The organism is Streptomyces sp. TAA040 (assembly GCF_000424845.1).
On sequence record NZ_AUKR01000002.1, the window covers coordinates 237,052 to 256,011 of the forward strand.

General features: G+C 72.6%; 10 protein-coding genes. 9 read left to right on the top strand and 1 reads right to left on the bottom strand.

Annotated features, from left to right (window positions below):
• The first annotated feature begins 14 nt into the window (after positions 1-14).
• The gene (locus tag H300_RS0103090) at positions 15-1,913 is read left to right on the top strand and encodes an ABC transporter ATP-binding protein (protein ID WP_051269423.1); all 1,899 of its coding nucleotides are present in this window, start codon (positions 15-17) and stop codon (positions 1,911-1,913) included.
• Complete coding sequence (locus H300_RS0103095; protein ID WP_028426261.1) at positions 1,910-3,829, top strand: ABC transporter ATP-binding protein; 1,920 nt, start codon at positions 1,910-1,912, stop codon at positions 3,827-3,829. Before H300_RS0103090 ends, H300_RS0103095 begins: the two co-directional genes overlap by 4 nt.
• A gap of 99 nt (positions 3,830-3,928) precedes the next feature.
• Here H300_RS0103095 and glgP read toward each other — a convergent pair whose 3' ends face one another.
• Entirely contained in the window at positions 3,929-6,469 is a 2,541-nt protein-coding gene (glgP, locus tag H300_RS0103100) for an alpha-glucan family phosphorylase (protein WP_028426262.1), read from the bottom strand.
• A gap of 653 nt (positions 6,470-7,122) precedes the next feature.
• On the opposite strand from glgP, the gene H300_RS0103105 reads away from it, so the two are divergent.
• The 7 genes from H300_RS0103105 to H300_RS0103135 all read left to right on the top strand — a co-directional run bounded on the left by H300_RS0103105 (position 7,123) and on the right by H300_RS0103135 (position 18,953).
• The gene (locus H300_RS0103105) at positions 7,123-9,174 is read left to right on the top strand and encodes an alpha-1,4-glucan--maltose-1-phosphate maltosyltransferase (RefSeq protein ID WP_028426263.1); all 2,052 of its coding nucleotides are present in this window, start codon (positions 7,123-7,125) and stop codon (positions 9,172-9,174) included.
• Complete coding sequence (treS, locus tag H300_RS0103110; RefSeq protein WP_028426264.1) at positions 9,161-10,909, top strand: maltose alpha-D-glucosyltransferase; 1,749 nt, start codon at positions 9,161-9,163, stop codon at positions 10,907-10,909. Before H300_RS0103105 ends, treS begins: the two co-directional genes overlap by 14 nt.
• A gap of 222 nt (positions 10,910-11,131) precedes the next feature.
• Positions 11,132-12,538, top strand: coding sequence for a maltokinase N-terminal cap-like domain-containing protein (locus tag H300_RS0103115; RefSeq protein ID WP_028426265.1), 1,407 nt, complete (start codon positions 11,132-11,134; stop codon positions 12,536-12,538).
• A 160-nt stretch (positions 12,539-12,698) separates the two neighbouring features.
• On the top strand, positions 12,699-15,017 hold the full coding sequence (gene glgB / locus H300_RS0103120; RefSeq protein WP_199779121.1) for a 1,4-alpha-glucan branching enzyme: 2,319 nt from the start codon (positions 12,699-12,701) through the stop codon (positions 15,015-15,017).
• 204 nt (positions 15,018-15,221) lie between these two features.
• Entirely contained in the window at positions 15,222-15,443 is a 222-nt protein-coding gene (locus H300_RS0103125) for a dodecin (RefSeq protein ID WP_028426267.1), read from the top strand.
• Between the two features lie 167 nt (positions 15,444-15,610).
• On the top strand, positions 15,611-17,257 hold the full coding sequence (locus tag H300_RS0103130; RefSeq protein ID WP_028426268.1) for a DASS family sodium-coupled anion symporter: 1,647 nt from the start codon (positions 15,611-15,613) through the stop codon (positions 17,255-17,257).
• A 103-nt stretch (positions 17,258-17,360) separates the two neighbouring features.
• Complete coding sequence (locus H300_RS0103135) at positions 17,361-18,953, top strand: sensor histidine kinase (RefSeq protein WP_028426269.1); 1,593 nt, start codon at positions 17,361-17,363, stop codon at positions 18,951-18,953.
• Positions 18,954-18,960 lie beyond the last annotated feature (7 nt).

Genomic DNA, 18,960 nt, shown 5'->3' on the forward strand with positions numbered 1-18,960 from the left:
TAGTCTCGGTGCTGATGAGTGCCGTCACCGAACCCCCCGCCGAACCCGCCGTCCGGCCGCCCGCCGAAGCGCCCGACCCGTCCGACACCCCGGCCGGGGGCCCGTCCGGCGCCGCGTCCGAAGGCCCCGGCGGGGAGCGTTCGGCGGTGCGCTCGCTGCTGCGCCTGTGGCCGTTCGTGCGGCCGGTCCGCGTCCGGCTGTTCTCCGCCGCCTTCGTCGCCGTCCTGGCCTCCTGCACGGGGCTGCTCATCCCGCTCGTGCTGAAGTGGCTGGTGGACGGCCCCGTCGCCGCCCGGGACACCGGCGGGGTGTGGCTGGGCGGCGGGGTGCTGCTGGCCGTCGGGATCGCCGAGGCCGCCCTGTTCGGCCTGCGCCGGTGGCTGGTCGCCCGCCCGCTGGCCGGGGTGGAGGCGGCCATGCGCGGCGCGCTGTACCGCCACCTGCAACGGCTGCCGGTGGCGTTCCACGACCGGTGGGCCAGCGGTCAGCTCCTCTCCCGCGCCACCACCGACCTCCAGCTGCTCCGGATGTTCCTCGCCTTCCCGCTGACCTTCCTGGTCGTCAGCGGCGTGACGATCGTCGTCGGCTGTGTGATCCTGCTGTCGCAGGCGTGGACGCTGGGCCTCGTGGTGCTGCTACCGGTGCTCCCGCTGGTGCTGCTGTGCTCGCTCTTCGAGCAGCGCTACGCCCTGGTGGCCAGGAAGGCGCAGGACCAGCTCGGCGACCTCACGACCGTGATCGAGGAGGCCGTGCTCGGCGTCCGCATCATCAAGGGGTTCGGCCGGCACCGCAGCCAGACGCGGGCGTTCCGCGCCCTGTCAGGGAGGCTGCTCGGCACCGAGCTGCGCAAGGCCCGGCTGCTCGCGGGCATCTGGGCGCTGATCGTGACACTGCCGGAGCTGGCGCTGGGCGCCGCCCTGGTGCTGGGCACGGTGCAGGTCGCGGACGGCGAGCTGTCGGCCGGAACCCTGGTCGCCTTCCTGACCACGGCGCTCGCCCTGCGGTGGCCGGTGGAGTCCATCGGCTTCCTGCTGGCGATGAGCAACGAGGCGGCGACGGCCACCGACCGGTACTTCGAGGTGCTGGACGCCCCCGCGCCCCGGGACACCCCGCTCGACGCCGGGCCGGCCGCACCCCCGGTGGCCCGGGACGGCGCGGGCAACGGCAGGGGCCTGCGGTTCGACTCGGTCCGGTTCCGGTACCCGGACGCCCCGGCGGACGCACCGCCGGTGCTGGACGGCGTGGACCTGCACATCGCGCCGGGCGAGTCGATGGCGCTGGTCGGAGCCACCGGCAGCGGCAAGACGACCCTCAGCGCCCTGGTGCCGCGGCTCCACCCGACGACCGGCGGCCGGATCGTGCTGGACGGCGCCGACATCGCCACGCTGAGCACCGACGCGCTGCGCGCGAAGGTCGCGGTCGCCTTCGAGGAACCGACCCTGTTCTCCGCGACGGTCCGGGAGAACGTCCTGATGGGCGCGGCGGGCGCCGAGGAGGAGGACCTCCACCGGGCGCTGCGGATCGCCCAGGCGGACGGCTTCGTGTCCGCGCTGCCGCACGGCGTGGACACCCAGGTCGGCGAGCAGGGGCTGAGCCTGTCCGGCGGACAGCGGCAGCGTCTGGCGCTGGCCCGCGCGGTGGTGGGCCGACCGCGGTTCCTGGTGCTCGACGACCCGCTGTCGGCGCTGGACGTGAACACCGAGGCGCGGGTGGAGGCCGCCCTGCGCGAGGTGCTGACGACGACGACCGCGCTGGTGATCGCGCACCGGCCGTCGACGGTGCTGCTGGCCGACCGGGTGGCGATGCTGTCGGGGGGCCGCATCACCGCCGTCGGCTCGCACCACGAACTCCTGCGGGAGAGCGCCGAGTACCGGCACCTGATGTCCGGTGACGCCCACGAGGAGGAGCGGTGACCACCACGACCGACCCGTCCGGTCCGAAGGACCGCGCCGGGGGCCCCGGCGCCAGGGCCCCCGCGGCCGCCCCGCGCGGCACCGCGGGAGCCGCCCCGCCGGCCGGGGAGCCGACGGGTGGAGCGACGGACGCCTTCGACCGGGACGCCCTGCCCGCGCCGCCCGACGCCCCGCGGCGGCTGCTGGGCTCGCTGCTGCGCCCCCACCGCCCGCGGGTGGGCATCGCGGCGCTCGCGCTGCTGCTCCAGCAGGCGGTGGTGCAGGTCGGCCCCCTGCTGGTCGCCTACGCCATCGACCGCGGCGTACCCGCGCTGCGGGCGGACGACTGGGGCCCGCTGCTGCTCGTGGCGGGCGCCTATCTGGGGTGCGCGCTGCTCGGGGGCACGCTCCAGTACTGCTTCGTCCGGCTGGCCGCCTGGCTGAGCCAGCACGTGCTGCTGGAGCTGCGCAGCAGGATTCACCGGCACGCCCAGGTGCTCAGCGTCGACTTCCACGACCGCTACACCTCGGGCCGGCTGATCTCGCGGGCGACCACCGACGTGGAGGCGCTGCGCGAACTGCTGGACGAGGGCCTCCAGGAGCTGCTGACGGTCGCCCTCTCGGTGTTCTACATCTCGGCGATGCTGCTCTACCTGGATCTCGGGCTCGGCGCGGCGGCGATCGCCTCCTTCGTGCCGCTGCTGGCCCTGGTGCGCAACTTCCGCCGCCGGTCGATGCGGGTCTACCGCAAGCGGTCCACCGCCATCGCCGCGGTGATCGTGAAGTTCGCGGAGACGATGAACGGCATCCGCCCGGTGAAGTCCTTCCGCCGGGAGCGCGCGAACGACGCGGACTTCGGCGAGCTGAACCGCCGCCATCTGCGGGTGAACGGCGACTCCATCCTGGAGATGGCCCGCTATGTGGTGGCCTCCCGGCTCACCGCCAACGCGGCGGTGGCGGGCATCGTGCTGTGGGGCGCGTACGGGGTGGCGGACGGCGGGCTCGGGCTCGGGGCGCTGGCCGCGTCGGTGCTCTATCTGCGCCGGCTCTACGACCCGATCGACCGGCTGGGCATGTTCCTGAACTCCTATCAGTCGGCGTCCGCCTCGCTGGAGAAGATCGCCGGCCTGCTGGCTCAGGAGCCGGGGGTTCCGGAGGCCGCCGAGCCGCGGGAGCTGCCGGAGCGTGCGCCGCGCCGTCCCGGTCGCGAGGTGCTCTTCGACGAGGTGCGGTTCACCTACCGCACCGGCGACGAGGTGCTCCCCCGGTTCTCGCTGCGGATCCCCGCAGGGCAGACGGTGGCGGTGGTCGGCGCCACCGGAGCGGGCAAGTCCACCCTGGCCAAGCTGCTGGCCCGCTTCTACGATCCGAGCTCCGGCCGGGTGCTGCTGGACGGCACGGACCTGCGCGAGCTGTCGTCGACCGACCTGCGTCGCGGGGTGGTGATGGTCACTCAGGAGGCGTTCCTGTTCTCCGGCACGGTCGCCGAGAACATCGCGATCGGCCGACCGGACGCCGAGCGTGCGGACGTGGAGCAGGCAGCGAAGGCGATCGGGGCCCACGACTTCATCGCCGCGCTGCCCGACGGCTACGACACCGACGTCCGCAAGCGGGGCGGCCGGATCTCGGCCGGGCAGCGGCAGTTGGTCTCCTTCGCCCGGGCGCTGCTGGCCGACCCGGCGGTGCTGATCCTGGACGAGGCGACCTCCTCACTGGACGTCCCGGGCGAGCGGACGGTCCAGGAGGCCATGCACACCGTGCTGCGCGGCCGGACGGCGGTCGTCATCGCGCACCGGCTGTCGACGGTGGAGATCGCCGACCGGGTGCTGGTGATGGCGGACGGGCGGGTCGTCGAGGACGGCACCCCGCAGGAGCTGGTGGCGCGGTCCGGGGAGTTCGCCCGTCTGCACGAGGCCTGGCGGCAGAGCGTGCGCTGACGCCGGGCCCCGCCGGGCACGGGGGGCGCCCCGGCCCGGGCGGGCGCCCCGCATTCCGTGCCCGCCCCCGGCGGGGGCGGGCACAAGACGCGGGCGGCGTCAGCGCAGCAGGACGCCGGCGGCCTCGTCGGCGGCGCCGCTCTCCGCGGGTACGGCGGCCAGTCCCAGCTCGGTGCCGTCGGACAGCAGCCGGTGGGCGGGCAGCACCCGCACGGTGTACCCGAACGGACCGGTGCGGTCCAGCGCCAGCGGGCCCTCGAAGAGCCAGCGCCCCTCCAGGTCCCGCCCGCCGGTGGTCTTGAGCGGCACCTGCACCGGGTCGGTGAGGGTGTCGGAGGGGTCCACCCGTCCGGCGACGGCCTGCACCTCCACCTCGGAGGGCTCCAGCGAGCCGAGGCGCACCCGTACCCGCAGGGAGAGCGCCGCCCCGAGTTCGAGCGAGTCGGTGGCCGGTCCCGCGGCCTCCACGTGGTCGACCGCGACCTGCGGCCACTGCTCCCGGACACGGGCCTTCCAGCGGGCCAGCTCGGCGGCAGACTCCGGTCCGAGTTCCCGGTGGGCGCGGGCGGCCGGCGCATAGAGCCGCTGCACGTACTCTCCCACCATCCGGTCCGCGAGCACCCGGGGGCCGAGGCGGCGCAGGGTCTGCCGGATCATGTCCAGCCAGCGCTCCGGACGGTCGTAGAAGCAGGGGGCCACCTGTTGCTCCAGCGCCTCGTAGAGGGCGGCGGCCTCGATGGCGTCCCGGCGCTCCTCGTCGGCGGCGGAGCCGTCCGCGGTGGGGATGGGCCAGCCGAAGTCCGGCTCGTACCACTCGTCCCACCAGCCGTCGAGCACCGAGAGGTTCAGGCCGCCGTTGAGCGCGGACTTCATCCCGCTGGTGCCGCAGGCCTCCAGCGGGCGCAGCGGGTTGTTCAGCCAGACGTCGCAGCCCGGGTAGAGCTTCTGGGCCATGCCCATCCCGTAGTCCGGCAGGAAGACGATCCGGTGCCGCACCTTCGGGTCGTCGGCGAACCGGACGAGTTCCTGGATGAGCCGCTTGCCTCCGTCGTCGGCCGGGTGGGCCTTGCCGGCGACGACGAGCTGGATCGGGCGCTCGGGGTGGAGCAGCAGTTCGGTCAGCCGCTTCCGATCGTGCAGCATCAGGGTGAGCCGCTTGTAGGACGGCACCCGCCGGGCGAAACCCACCGTGAGCACGTCGGGGTCGAGGACCTGGTCGACCCAGCCCAGCTCGGCGCGGGCCGCGCCGCGCTGCCGCCAGGAGTCGTGCAGCCGCTGCCGTACCTCCTGGACCAGTTGCTCGCGCAGGGTGCGGCGCAGTTCCCCCAGTTCGCCGTCCGGCAGGCGCGGGGTGCGCGCGGTGATCTCGGGAGCGACCCAGGTGGGGGCGTGCACCCCGTTGGTGACGGAGGTGACGGGCACCTCCTCCGGGTCGAAGCCGGGCCAGAGGCCGGCGAACATCTGCCGGCTGACCTGGCCGTGCAGTGTGGACACGCCGTTGGCGCGCCGGGCGAGCCGCATGCCCATCACGGCCATGTTGAACAGCTCCGGCGCGCCGCCCGGGTAGGTCTCCCGGCCGAGTTCGAGCACCTGGTCGACGGGGACGCCGGGCAGCTCGCCCTCCTCTCCGAAGTACCGGGCCACGAGGTCGCGGTCGAAGCGGTCGATGCCGGCGGGCACCGGGGTGTGGGTGGTGAACACCGTGCCGGCCCGTACGGACTCCAGCGCGGCGTCGAAGCCGACGCCCTCGGCCCCGAGCTCCCTGATCCGCTCCAGTCCGAGGAATCCGGCGTGCCCCTCGTTGGTGTGGAAGACCTCGGGGGCGGGGTGGCCGCCGAGGCGGCAGTGGGCGCGCACGGCGCGGACCCCGCCGATGCCGAGCAGCATCTCCTGAAGGAGGCGCTGCTCGCGTCCACCGCCGTAGAGACGGTCGGTGACGTTCCGTTCGGCGCTGCCGTTCTCCTCGACGTCGGAGTCGAGGAGCAGCAGGGGGACGCGGCCGACGGCGGCGCGCCAGATCCGGGCGCGCAGCGCGCGGCCCCCGGGCAGGGTGAGGACCACCTGGGCGGGGGTGCCGTCGGGCTCCCGGAGCAGTTCCAGGGGGAGTTCGTCCGGGTCGAGGACCGGGTAGCGCTCCTGCTGCCAGCCGTCCCGGGAGAGCGACTGGCGGAAGTAGCCGTGCCGGTAGAGGAGTCCGACGCCGATCAGCGGGGCGCCGAGGTCGCTGGCGGCCTTGAGGTGGTCGCCGGCGAGGATGCCCAGCCCGCCGGAGTACTGGGGCAGCGCGGCGGTGATGCCGAACTCCGGGGAGAAGTAGGCGACCGCCTCCGGCAGCGGCCCCTCCGCCTGCTGATACCAGCGCGGTTCGGTCAGGTAGTCGTGCAGGTCGCCGGCGGCGACGGCGAGCCGCCGCTGGAACCCGCGGTCGCGGGCGAGTTCCGCGAGGCGGTCGGCCGAGAGGGTGCCGAGCAGTTGCAGTGGGTCAGCGCCGCAGGCCTGCCAGCCGGCGGGGTCGACGTACCGGAACAGCTCGCGGGTCTCGGGGTGCCAGGACCAGCGCAGGTTGCGCGCCAGGTCGCTGAGCGGTCGTAGGGACTCGGGCAGGACGGGACGCACCGAAAAGCGACGAATGGCCTTCACCCCACGAAGGTAGCGGCGTCCGGCCGTTCTCCGGGGGTCTTCGCCGATCCCTCGGCGTTTTCCGCGCGTTTTCGATCTTTCGTGGTTTCCCCTTGCCCGGTCTTCTCCGATCCGGAGGTTCTTCGGCTCATCCGCTTTCCGGTTCGACGGGTTTACCGGTCACCTGCTTTGTTCGGCTGCCAGTCGCCGGACCGCACGCCCGCCATTCACCCGCGCACGGTTCCCCCTCCGCCGTACGGCCGCGATTCCGGCGCACTTCCGGAAAGTTTCGGAATTCTCACGCGCGCCCCTCCGCGCCGCCCTCTTCGCGGGGATCGGGGCTTCGCTCAGCGCCTCGGGGGCAGGCGGACAGGGCAGCATGGTGCTCATTCGTCGTACTACTACGGGATATGCGCACCCCGGACGGCCGAGCGGCGCGCCCGGGCGTCCCGGGAACGGATATCGCCCGCCCGCGTGACGTCGCAGCTACGTACGAGTAGTTCACCTGATGCCGGAATAAGCGCCCCCGGCGGATGGGCAGGCTCCGTTCCTGCGCCCTCGCGAGACCCCCAGCCGAGTGAACCCGGACAGGAGCGGTCATGCCCGCAACCAGCCATCAGCCGGCGGAGCGGATACAAAGAAGGAAACCCCCGGTACCAACCCCAGGTGAGCCCATGATCGGTCGAATCCCCGTCCTGGACGTCCAGCCGCTCGTCGACTGTGGACGGCGAGCCGCGAAAGCCGTGGTGGGTGAGACCTTCGAGGTCTCCGCCACGGTTTTCCGGGAGGGGCACGACGCGGTGGCCGCGAACGTGGTGCTGCGCGACCCGACGGGCCGCGGCGGCCCCTGGATCCCGATGCACGAGGCCGCCCCCGGCACCGACCGCTGGGTCGCGGAGATCACCCCCGAGGTGGAGGGACGGTGGACCTTTTCGGTGGAGGCCTGGAGCGATCCGCTGGCCACCTGGCGGCAGCACGCCTCGGTGAAGCTCCCCGCGGACGTGGACACCGAGTTGACCCTCACCGAGGGGGCGGCCCTGCACGAGCGGGCCGCCGCCGACGTGCCCAAGAGCGAGGGCCGGGCGGTGGTGCTGGAGGTGGTGGACGCGCTGCGTGCCACCGACCGCCCGGTCGCCGCCCGGCTCGCCGCCGCCCTCACCCCGCAGGTGCGGGAGGTGCTGGACCGCCACCCGCTGCGCGAACTCGTCAGCGCCTCCAAGGCGCTGCCGCTCAACGTGGAGCGGCGGCGAGCCCTGTTCGGCTCCTGGTACGAACTCTTCCCCCGCTCCGAGGGCGCGCGGACCGACGACGCAGGGCGGCTCGTCCCAGGGACCCTGCGCACGGCCGCCGAACGGCTGCCGGCCGTGGCGGCGATGGGATTCGACGTGGTGTACCTGCCGCCGATCCACCCGATCGGCGAGGCGTACCGCAAGGGCCCCAACAACACGCTCTCCGCGGACCCGTCCGACGTCGGCTCGCCGTGGGCGATCGGCTCGGCGGACGGCGGGCACGACACGATCCACCCGGAGCTCGGCACCTTCGCCGACTTCGCCCACTTCATCGAACGGGCCCGTGCGCTGCGGATGGAGGTGGCGCTCGACTTCGCGCTCCAGTGCTCCCCCGACCACCCTTGGGTGAAAGAGCATCCGAACTGGTTCCGCACGCGCGCCGACGGGACCATCGCCTACGCGGAGAACCCGCCGAAGAAGTACCAGGACATCTACCCGATCGACTTCGACAGCGATCCGCGCGCGTTCGCCGGCCTGGTGGCGGAGACGCTGCGGGTGCTGCGGCTGTGGATGTCCAAGGGCGTGCGGATCTTCCGCGTCGACAACCCGCACACCAAACCGGTGGTGTTCTGGGAGAAGGTGATCGCCGACGTCAACCGGAGCGATCCCGACGTCCTCTTCCTGGCCGAGGCCTTCACCCGCCCCGCGATGATGCGGACCCTGGCCCAGGTGGGCTTCCAGCAGTCCTACACCTACTTCACCTGGCGCAACACCAAGCAGGAGCTGACGGAGTACCTCACCGAGCTCTCCGGTGAGACGGCCTCGTACATGCGTCCCAACTTCTTCGTCAATACGCCGGACATCCTGCACGCCTACCTGCAGGAGGGCGGCCGGGCCGCCTTCGGGGTCCGGGCGGTGCTGGCGGCGACCCTGTCGCCCGCCTGGGGCGTCTACGCGGGCTACGAACTCTTCGAGTCCACCCCGGTGCGCCCGGACAGCGAGGAGTACCTGGACTCGGAGAAGTACCAGCTCCGTCCCCGGGACTGGGAGGCCGCGGACCGCGAGGGTCGGTCCCTCACTCCGCTGATCACCACCCTCAACAGGTTGCGCCGTCGGCATCCGGCGCTCCAGCAGCTACGGGGGCTGCACTTCCACCGCACCGACAACGAGCAGATCATCGCCTACTCCAAGCGCAGCAACGTGCCGTACCCCGACTCAGTGCTGGTGGTCGTGAACCTGGACCCCCACCACACCCACGAGGCGACGGTGTCGTTGGACATGGCGGCACTACAGGCGTCGGGGCTGACCCCTGCGCAGGAAAGTGGCGCCGAACCCTTTCCGGTGCGCGACGAGCTCACCGGCGAGACCTACCACTGGGGCAGGGACAACTACGTGCGCCTGGAGTCCGGCAGAGCCGATGTTCCGGCCCCGGCGCACGTCTTGACCCTGCGACCGTCCTCACCGACCGGAGGGTCACCCTTTGATGAGCGTCAATGAGCCCGTCCCCGACACCTTCGAGGACACGCCCGCCAAGGACCGCGATCCTGAATGGTTCAAGCGGGCCGTCTTCTACGAAGTCCTGGTGCGTTCGTTCCAGGACAGCAACGGCGACGGTGTCGGCGATCTGAAAGGCCTCACCGCCAAGCTCGACTACCTGCAGTGGCTGGGGGTGGACTGCCTCTGGCTGCCGCCCTTCTTCAAGTCACCGCTCCGCGACGGCGGCTACGACGTCGCCGACTACAGCTCGGTGCTCCCGGAGTTCGGCGACCTCGCCGACTTCGTGGAGTTCGTGGACGCCGCCCACCAGCGCGGCATCCGGGTCATCATCGACATGGTCATGAACCACACGAGTGACCAGCACGAGTGGTTCCAGCAGTCCCGGAAGGACCCCGGGGGCCCCTACGGCGACTTCTACGTCTGGGACGACGAGGACACGCGCTACGCCGACGCGCGGATCATCTTCGTGGACACCGAGCAGTCCAACTGGACCTTCGACCCGGTCCGCAAGCAGTACTACTTCCACCGGTTCTTCTCGCACCAGCCGGACCTCAACTACGAGAACCCCCGGGTCCAGGAGGAGATGATCTCCGCCCTGCGCTTCTGGCTCGACCTCGGCATCGACGGGTTCCGGCTGGACGCGGTCCCGTACCTGTACGCCGAGGAGGGCACCAACTGCGAGAACCTGCCGCGTTCGCACGACTTCCTCAAACGGGTCAGGTCGGAGATCGACGCCCACTACCCGGACACCGTCCTGCTGGCCGAGGCCAACCAGTGGCCGGAGGACGTCGTCGACTACTTCGGCGACTACGCCAAGGGCGGCGACGAGTGCCACATGGCCTTCCACTTCCCGGTCATGCCGCGGATCTTCATGGCGGTGCGCCGGGAGTCGCGCTACCCCGTCTCGGAGATCCTGGCCAAGACTCCGGCCATCCCGTCCGGCTGCCAGTGGGGCGTCTTCCTGCGCAACCACGACGAGCTGACCCTGGAGATGGTCACCGACGAGGAACGCGACTACATGTACGCGGAGTACGCCAAGGACCCGCGGATGCGGGCCAACATCGGCATCCGCCGGCGGCTGGCCACCCTGCTGGACAACGACCGCAACCAGATCGAGCTGTTCACCGCGCTGCTGATGTCGCTGCCCGGCTCCCCGATCCTCTACTACGGGGACGAGATCGGCATGGGCGACAACATCTGGCTCGGCGACCGGGACGCGGTGCGCACCCCGATGCAGTGGACGCCGGACCGCAACGCCGGCTTCTCGTCGTGCGACCCGGGGCGGCTGTTCCTGCCGGCGATCATGGACCCGGTGCACGGCTACCAGGTCACCAACGTGGAGGCGGCGATGAGTTCCCCCTCCTCGTTGCTGCACTGGACCCGTCGGATGATCGAGATCCGCAAGCAGAACCCGGCCTTCGGACTCGGCGAGTACACCGAGCTGTCCTCGTCGAACCCGGCGGTGCTGGCCTTCCTGCGGGAGGTCAGACTGCCGGACGGCGGTGACGACCTGGTGATGTGCGTGAACAACTTCTCGCGCTTCCCGCAGCCCACCGAACTGGAACTGGCGCCCTGGCAGGGGAGGCACCCGGTGGAACTGATCGGCGGGGTGCGCTTCCCCGCCATCGGGGAGCTGCCCTATCTGCTCACGCTCGCCGGGCACGGCTTCTACTGGTTCCGGCTGCGCAAGGAGGCGGTGCCGCAGCCGCCGACGGCGGTCAGACCCCTCGGATAGCCCGACGGGGGTGCCCGCCGCGGTCCGGCCGGTTACCACCGGACCTCGGCGGGCACGCTTAGAAGCACTCGCGCGGCCCGCACTGCTCAGCACCACCCGTGTGGCCCAGTGAAGCACCGCCGCACGGTCGATCTCCCCTCAACACGTCCCGCACAGCCGGACAGCCGTTGCCGCATTCCGGGACACTCTGCGTACTTTTCGTGTGCCCGGGGGAAGGACGTCATGACCGCCACGCCGGAAGGTTCCGCACCCCGCGTCGCCGTCGCCGAAACGGCGGAGCCCGCTCTGATGCGTGCGCTCGCCCCGCTGCTGCGCCAGTGGCTGCCCGGGCAGCGCTGGTACGCGGGGAAGGGCCGCCCGCTCGACGGCCTGGCCCTCGCCTCGGCCACCGAACTGCTGCCCTGCTCCGGCGACGGAACGCCGGGCCTGCTGCACCTGCTGGTGCGCACCCGGCAGGGGTCGGGCAGCGACTGCTACCAACTCCTGCTCGGGGTGCGAGAGGTGCTGCCGCCCGCGCTCGCCCCGGCGCTGCTCGGCCGGGTGGCGGCCGGCCCGCTGCGCGGCCTTTCGCTCTACGACGCGGTACCCGACGGCCGGCTGACCGGCGTGCTGCTGGAACGCCTCCGCGCGCCCGGCCGGCTCGGCGCCCTGCGGTTCGTCCGCGAGCCGGGCGGCACCATCGGCTCCGGCCTGCGGCCCCGTCCGCTCCGGGCGGAGCAGTCCAACTCCTCTGTGGTCTACGGGGACTCCTGCATCCTCAAACTCTTCCGGCGGGTGAGCCCGGGGCCCAACCCGGACCTCGAACTGCCCCTGGCGCTCGCCCGCACCGGCAGTACCCGGGTGCCCGCGCCGCTGGCCTGGTTCGAGACCGCCGACCCCGTCCCCGTCACACTCGGCGTCCTGCAGCCGTTCCTGCCCGGCACCGGCGACGGCTGGGAGCTGGCCCTGTCCGCACTCCGCGACGGATCGGACTTCACGGCCGGCTCCCGGGGCCTGGGCCGCGCCACCGCCGAGGTGCACACCGCACTGGCCGAGGCGCTGCCCACCGCGGAACTGCGCGGGGCGCCCCTGGCCGAGGAGGCGGGGCGGATGACGGAGCGGCTGGCGGCGGTCGCGGCCGCCGTCCCGCAGTTGCGCTCCTGCCGCGCCGGACTGGAGCAGGCGTTCAACGCGGTGGCCGCCCTGGCCCGGGACGGCGGGAGCTGCCCGGTGCAGCGCGTCCACGGCGACCTGCACCTGGGCCAGGCCCTGTTCGGTCCGACCGGCCCCGGCCTGCCGGGCGGCTGGTCGCTGATCGACTTCGAGGGCGAGCCGGCGAAGCCGCTCGCCGAACGCCGCCGCCCGCAACCGGCACTGCGCGACGTCGCCGGAATGCTGCGCTCCTTCGACTACGCCGCCTGCCAGCGCGGGACAGGGGCCCAGGCCCGCCGCTGGGCGGCCGCCAACCGGGCCGCGTACTGCGCGGGATACGCCGAGGCGGCCGGGAGCGACCCGCGCGAGCAGGCCGCGCTGCTGCGCGCCTACGAGACGGACAAGGCCGTCTACGAGGTGCTGTACGAGGCCCGGCACCGGCCGGACTGGCTGCCGATCCCGCTGGCCGCCGCCCAGCGGCTCGCCACCCGCGGATGAGGCCGCGCCCCCGGCCCCGTCCGACCGCCCGCGCCTGCCCCTGCGGCCCGGCCGCGCGGCCGCCGTCCGGCGCCCCCGTCCGCCGATCCTCCGCGGCTGTCCGCAGCCGCCGTCCGTCCGCCGCACCGGCACCACCCCCGACCCCAGGGAGTACCGTCCCGTGACCGCCCGTTCCGAGGTACCGGAAACCTTCCGCCCCTCCGTCCCCGCGTCGCCCCCGCGCGCCACCGCGCCCGGACCGCGCAGGGCCGCTGCCCCCGAGACCCGCCAGGCGCGTCCGGCGGCGCCGCTGGACGCCGTCGAGCGCCGCCGGCTGCTGCACGGCGAGCACCACGACCCGCACAGCATCCTCGGCGCCCACCCCGGCCCGGACGGCGTACTGTTCCGGGCCCTGCGGCCCTATGCGGAATCCGTCGAGGTGCTGCTGCCGGACGGCGGGCGGGCCGCGCTGCTGAGCGAGGCCGACGGGCTGTTCGGCGGCGTGCTGCCGCTGGACGCCGTCCCGCCCCACCGGCTGCGGGTGCGCTACGGCCCGGACGACGTGCTGGAGACGGACGACGCCTACCGGCTGCTGCCCGCGCTGGGCGAGACGGACCTGCACCTCATCGGCGAGGGCCGGCACGAGCAGCTCTGGCACGCGCTCGGCGCCCGGCCCATGGTCCACGAGGGCGTGGCCGGTACCCGGTTCACCGTCTGGGCCCCGCAGGCGCTGGGCGTGCGGATCGCCGGGGACTTCAACCACTGGGACGGCACCGCCTGCCCGATGCGCTCGCTGGGCTCCAGCGGGGTGTGGGAGCTGTTCCTGCCCGGCGTCGGCGACGGCGCGCTCTACAAGTTCGACGTGTGCCGGGCCGACGGCGGGCACTCGATGCGGGCCGACCCGATGGCGCGGCGCGGCGAGTGCCCCCCTGCCACCGCCTCGATGGTGCACACCTCCACCCACCGGTGGCAGGACGACGCGTGGATGGCCGACCGCAGTGCACGGCCGGTGCACGCGGCACCGTTCTCCGTCTACGAGGTGCACCTGGCGTCCTGGCGCCCCGGGCTGGGGTACCGGGAACTCGCCGAGCAGCTGCCCGCCTACGTGAAGGAGCTTGGCTTCACCCATGTGGAGCTGATGCCGGTGGCCGAGCACCCGTTCGGCGGCTCGTGGGGTTACCAGGTCACCGGCCTGTACGCGCCGACGGCCCGGCTCGGCAGCCCGGACGACTTCCGGTTCCTGGTGGAGTCCCTGCACCGGGCGGGGATCGGGGTGCTGGTCGACTGGGTCCCGGCGCACTTCCCGAAGGACGAGTGGGCGCTGGCCCGCTTCGACGGCTCCCCGCTGTACGAGCACCCCGACCCGCAGCGGGCCGAGCACCCGGACTGGGGGACACTGGAGTTCGACTACGGCCGCAAGGAGGTGCGGAACTTCCTGGTAGCCAACGCGGTGTACTGGTGCGAGGAGTTCCACATCGACGGCCTGCGGGTGGACGCCGTCGCCTCGATGCTCTACCTGGACTACTCCCGCGAGGACGGCCAGTGGAGCCCGAACGAGCACGGCGGCCGGGAGAACCCGGACGCGGTGGCCTTCCTCCAGGAGATGAACGCGACGGTCTACCGCCGCTGCCCCGGAGTCGTCACCATCGCCGAGGAGTCCACCGCCTGGGACGGCGTCACCCGCGCGACCCACCACGTCGGCCCCGGCGGCTTCGGCGGCCTGGGCTTCGGCCTGAAGTGGAACATGGGCTGGATGCACGACTCGCTGGAGTACATGGCCAAGGAGCCGGTGCACCGCAGGTACCACCACGGGGAGATGACCTTCTCGATGGTGTACGCCCACTCCGAGAACTACGTCCTGCCCATCTCGCACGACGAGGTGGTGCACGGCAAGCGGGCGCTGGTCTCGAAGATGCCGGGCGACTGGTGGCAGCAGCGCGCCAACCACCGGGCCTACCTGGGCTTCATGTGGGCCCATCCCGGCAAGCAACTGCTCTTCATGGGACAGGAGTTCGCTCAGGGTGCCGAGTGGGCGGAGACGCACGGGCCCGACTGGTGGCTGCTGGACCCCTCGTACTCCGCGGCGGCGGACCACCGCGGGGTACGCGACCTGGTACGGGACCTCAACCGCCGCTACACCGGCACCCCCGCCCTGTGGGAGCGGGACACCGACCCGGGCGGCTTCGCCTGGGTCTGCGGCGACGCCGCCGAGGACAACGTCTTCGCCTTCCTGCGGTACGGCGCGGACGGCTCCCCGCTGCTGGCGGTGAGCAACTTCTCGCCGGTGGTCCGGCACGACTACCGGTTCGGGGTGCCGGCCTCCTCGCCCGGAGCCGCGTCCTGGCGGGAGGTGCTGAACACCGACGCGCTGGCATACGGCGGCAGCGACGTCGGCAACCGCGAGCCGGTGGCGGCGGAACCGGTCGGCGCCCACGGCCGTCCGTCCTCGATCGCCCTGACGCTGCCTCCGCTGGCCACGCTCTGGCTCCGGCAGGCCTGACCCGCCCGCCCGGGTGCCGCGCCCGGAAGCAACCGCCCGCCGCCGCTTCCGCGCCCCGCGGGGTGCGGAAGCGGCGGAGCCGGGGCACCGTGGAACCGGACCGTCCGCGCCCCGGGCGGTCCGGTTCCCCGGGCCCCGCACCGCCGGAGCACCACCCGCACGGCACCGAGCCGCACAGCACCGCACATACCAGGGAGGCACCCCGTGAGCGAGCACACCTACCGGGTGACGGAGATCGTCGGCACCTCGCACGAGGGCGTCGACGCCGCGATCCGCAACGGCGTCGGCCGCGCCTCGGAGACGCTGCGCGGACTGGACTGGTTCGAGGTGACCCAGGTCCGCGGGCACATCGAGGACGGTCAGGTCGCGCACTTCCAGGTCGGCATGAAACTGGGCTTCCGGCTGGACGCCTCCGACCGGGAGTGAGGAGGCCCGGCGCCGTCCGGGGCGGCCGCCGCGAGCGGTGGCCGCCCCGGACGCGCCGCGCGTCCGCGACCGTTAAGAACAAAAGCGCGACAGCGATGGTGAGCCGTGCCACATTCCCCACCACACCGGTTACAGCGAAGTAGCCGCAAGGTTTCGGAGGGAAGGTCATGGCGACGGACACCCAGCAGTCCGAGGAGAGAGCGAAGTCCTCGGCCGGGCAGCGACCAGGAGCGGACGAGACGCTTCTGTCCTCGCGCCGCGTGTGGATCGGCCGGGCGCTCGGTCCTGCGTTGGCGCTCCTCACGTACTTCCTGCTGCCGCAGGACGACGCGCTGTCCACCGGCGCCCGCACGACCGCCGCCGTGGTGGTGCTGGTCGCGGTCTGGTGGATGACCGAGGCGCTGCCGCTGGCGGTGACCTCGCTGGTTCCCATCGTCGCCTTCCCGCTGCTCGGTGTCCTGGCGATCGACGAGGCGACGGCGCCGTACGCGCACCCGACCGTCTTCCTGTTCCTGGGCGGCTTCGTGATCGCGCTGGCGATGCAGAAGTGGAACCTGCACCGGCGCATCGCCCTGCTCACCATGCGGGCGATCGGCACCAAGCCCAGGCAGCTGATCCTCGGTGTGATGGTCGCGACCGCCTTCCTCAGCATGTGGGTGAGCAACACCGCGACCACGCTGATGATGCTGCCGATCGGCACGAGTGTGCTGGCCCTGGTCCTCGCCCGGCAGTCCGGCGGGGCCAAGGGCGCGGACGGGGAAGGCACCGAGAGCGCCGGCCCGGAGGCCGTCGTCACCGAGGGCGGCCCGGTCTCGGACCTGGCGGAGGACAAGGACACCAAGAACTTCGCCACAGGCCTGATGCTGGCCATCGCCTACGCCGCGACCATCGGCGGCCTCGGGACGCTCATCGGCAGCCCACCGAACCTGATCATGAGCGGCTTCGTCGAGCAGAACTACGGCATCACCATCGCCTTCGCCGACTGGATGAAGGTCGGCGTCCCGCTCGCCGCGGTCTTCCTGGTGATCGCCTGGCTGTTCCTCACCAGGGTGGCCTACCCGACCAGACTCACCGACGTGGCCGGCGGGAGGAAGGTCATCCAGGAGGAGATCGACAAGCTCGGCCGGATGTCCCGGGGTGAGTGGAACGTACTCGTCGTCTTCGTGTCGGCCGCCCTGCTGTGGGTGTTCAAGGAGCCGATCACCGGCTGGTCCGCACTGACCTCGGTGCTGCCCTTCGCCGCGAACCTCACCGACGAGGCGGTCGCCATCACCGCGGTCGTCGCCCTGTTCCTCATCCCCGTCTCGCTCAAGCGGCGCGTGCTCCAGACGATGGACTGGCGCACCGCCCAGGCCGGCATCCCGTGGGGCGTGCTGCTGCTGTTCGGCGGCGGGCTGAGCCTGGCCAGGGCAGTGCAGGACACCGAGCTGAGCGACTGGATCGGTACCCGGATGAGCGGGCTGGGCTCACTGCCCACCGTGGCCCTGATCGCCGCAGTCTGCCTGATCATCCTGCTTCTCACCGAACTGACCAGCAACACCGCCACCGCCTCCACCTTCCTGCCGGTGCTCGGCGGCGTGGCGGTGGGCATCGGCCTCGACCCGCTGCTGCTGCTCGCACCGGCCGCGCTCGCCGCCACCTGCAGCTTCATGCTGCCGGTCGGCACACCGCCCAACGCGATCGTGTTCGGCACCGGGTACGTGACGATGCCGCAGATGGTCCGGGCCGGACTGTGGCTGAACATCATCGGCATGGTGCTGATCACCGGCACGGTGATGCTGCTCGGCGGATGGGCGCTCGGCATCGAGTTCTGACCCGCCCGTCCCGCATCCCGTCCGGACGGCCCCGTCCGCCCGGACGCCCCACCGTCCGGGCGGTCTTCCACGGCTCCGGCCCTGACCTGCGAGAATCCCTGCCATGCACTATCGGCTGAGCCTGGCGCGGCAACTCTTCGTGCTTCAGCTCGCGGTGATCCTGCTGCTGGTCGGGTCCGGAGCCCTGCTGGTGGTCCTGGAGGCGCGGCGCGACAGCCAGTCCGACGCGGAGCGGCGGGTGCGGACCCTCGCGGCGGGGCTGGCCGAGCTGCCCGAGGTGCAGCGCACCTACTCCGAAGAGAAACCCTCGGCCGTGCTCCAACCGCTGGCCGAAGCCGTCCGCGAGGCCACCGGCACCGACTTCGTCGTCTTCATGGGCACCGACCGGACCCGCTACTCGCACCCGAACCCGGACGAGCTGGGCGAGAGGTTCATCGGCACCATCCGCCCGGCCCTGCGCGGCGAGACGTTCACCGAGACGTACGAGGGGACCCTCGGCCCCTCCGCCCGCGCGGTCGCCCCGGTCGAGGCGTCGAACGGCCGGGTCCTCGGCCTGGTCGCCATCGGCATCCTCCAGGAGCAGATCGGGGACGAGGTGCGGCGACGGCTGGCACCGGTGGCACTGACCTCCACCGGCGCGCTGGTGCTGGCGGCGACCGGATCCTGGGCGATCAGCCGGCGGCTGCGGCGGCAGACGCTGGGGCTGGGCGCGGCCGAGATCAGCCGGCTCTACGAGAGCCACGACGCCGTGCTGCGCAACGTCCACGAGGGGCTGCTCATCGTGGACCGGCAGGGCCGGCTGACGCTCGTCAACCACGAGGCGGCCCGGTTGCTGGGACTGCCGCCGCACCCGGAGGGCCGCGCGGTGCGGGAACTGGACCTCGACGACCCGCTGGGGACCGTGCTGGCCTCCGGCGAGCCGGTGCACGACGAGCTGTGCGTGTACGGCGACCGGGTGCTGGTGGTCAACCAGGAGCGCATCGCGAAGGACGGGCGGCCGCTCGGCGCGGTCACCACCCTGCGCGACCACACGGACCTGGAGGCACTGGCGGGTGAGCTGGACTCGGTCCGGGGGTTCGCCGAGGCGTTGCGCTCGCAGGCCCACGAGTCCTCGAACCGGCTGCACACCGTGGTGACCCTGATCGAGCTGGGCCGTCCCGCCGAGGCCGTGGAGTTCGCAACCGAGGGGCTGGCCAGCGCCCAGCAGCTCGCCGACCGGCTGACCGACGAGGTGGAGGAGCCCGCGCTGGCGGCTCTGCTGCTCGGCAAGGCCGCGCAGGCGGCAGAGAAGGGCGTGGAGCTGACCGTCACCGAGGACACCGCCGTCGCCGAGACCGTGTTCGCCGCGCGGGACCTGGTAACCCTGGTCGGCAACCTGGTGGACAACGCGATTGACGCGTCCCTCGCGGGCGACCCGCCGCGCCGGGTGGCGGTGACGGTCCGCACGGATTCCGACGGTGTGCTGCTGGTGCGCGTGGCGGATTCGGGGCAAGGTGTGGACAGCAGCCGGCTGAACGCGATGTTCACCCGCGGCTGGTCGACGAAGCAGGCCGAGTCCGCCCAGGGCCGGGGCCTCGGCCTGGCCCTGGTGCAGCAGGTGATCAACCGCCACGGCGGCGACGTCGACGTGTCGGACGAGGACGGAGCCGTCTTCACCGTGCGGCTGCGCCCGCACCGAGGTGGACCGGAGAGCTGACCCGCTG

What these genes read in the sequence shown, in the direction of transcription:
- H300_RS0103090 (WP_051269423.1), top strand. Translation starts at nt 15, where the DNA reads ATGAGTGCCGTCACCGAACCCCCCGCCGAACCCGCCGTCCGGCCGCCC.
- H300_RS0103105 (WP_028426263.1), top strand. Translation starts at nt 7,123, where the DNA reads ATGATCGGTCGAATCCCCGTCCTGGACGTCCAGCCGCTCGTCGACTGT.
- treS (WP_028426264.1), top strand. Translation starts at nt 9,161, where the DNA reads ATGAGCGTCAATGAGCCCGTCCCCGACACCTTCGAGGACACGCCCGCC.
- H300_RS0103115 (WP_028426265.1), top strand. Translation starts at nt 11,132, where the DNA reads ATGACCGCCACGCCGGAAGGTTCCGCACCCCGCGTCGCCGTCGCCGAA.
- H300_RS0103130 (WP_028426268.1), top strand. Translation starts at nt 15,611, where the DNA reads ATGGCGACGGACACCCAGCAGTCCGAGGAGAGAGCGAAGTCCTCGGCC.
- H300_RS0103135 (WP_028426269.1), top strand. Translation starts at nt 17,361, where the DNA reads ATGCACTATCGGCTGAGCCTGGCGCGGCAACTCTTCGTGCTTCAGCTC.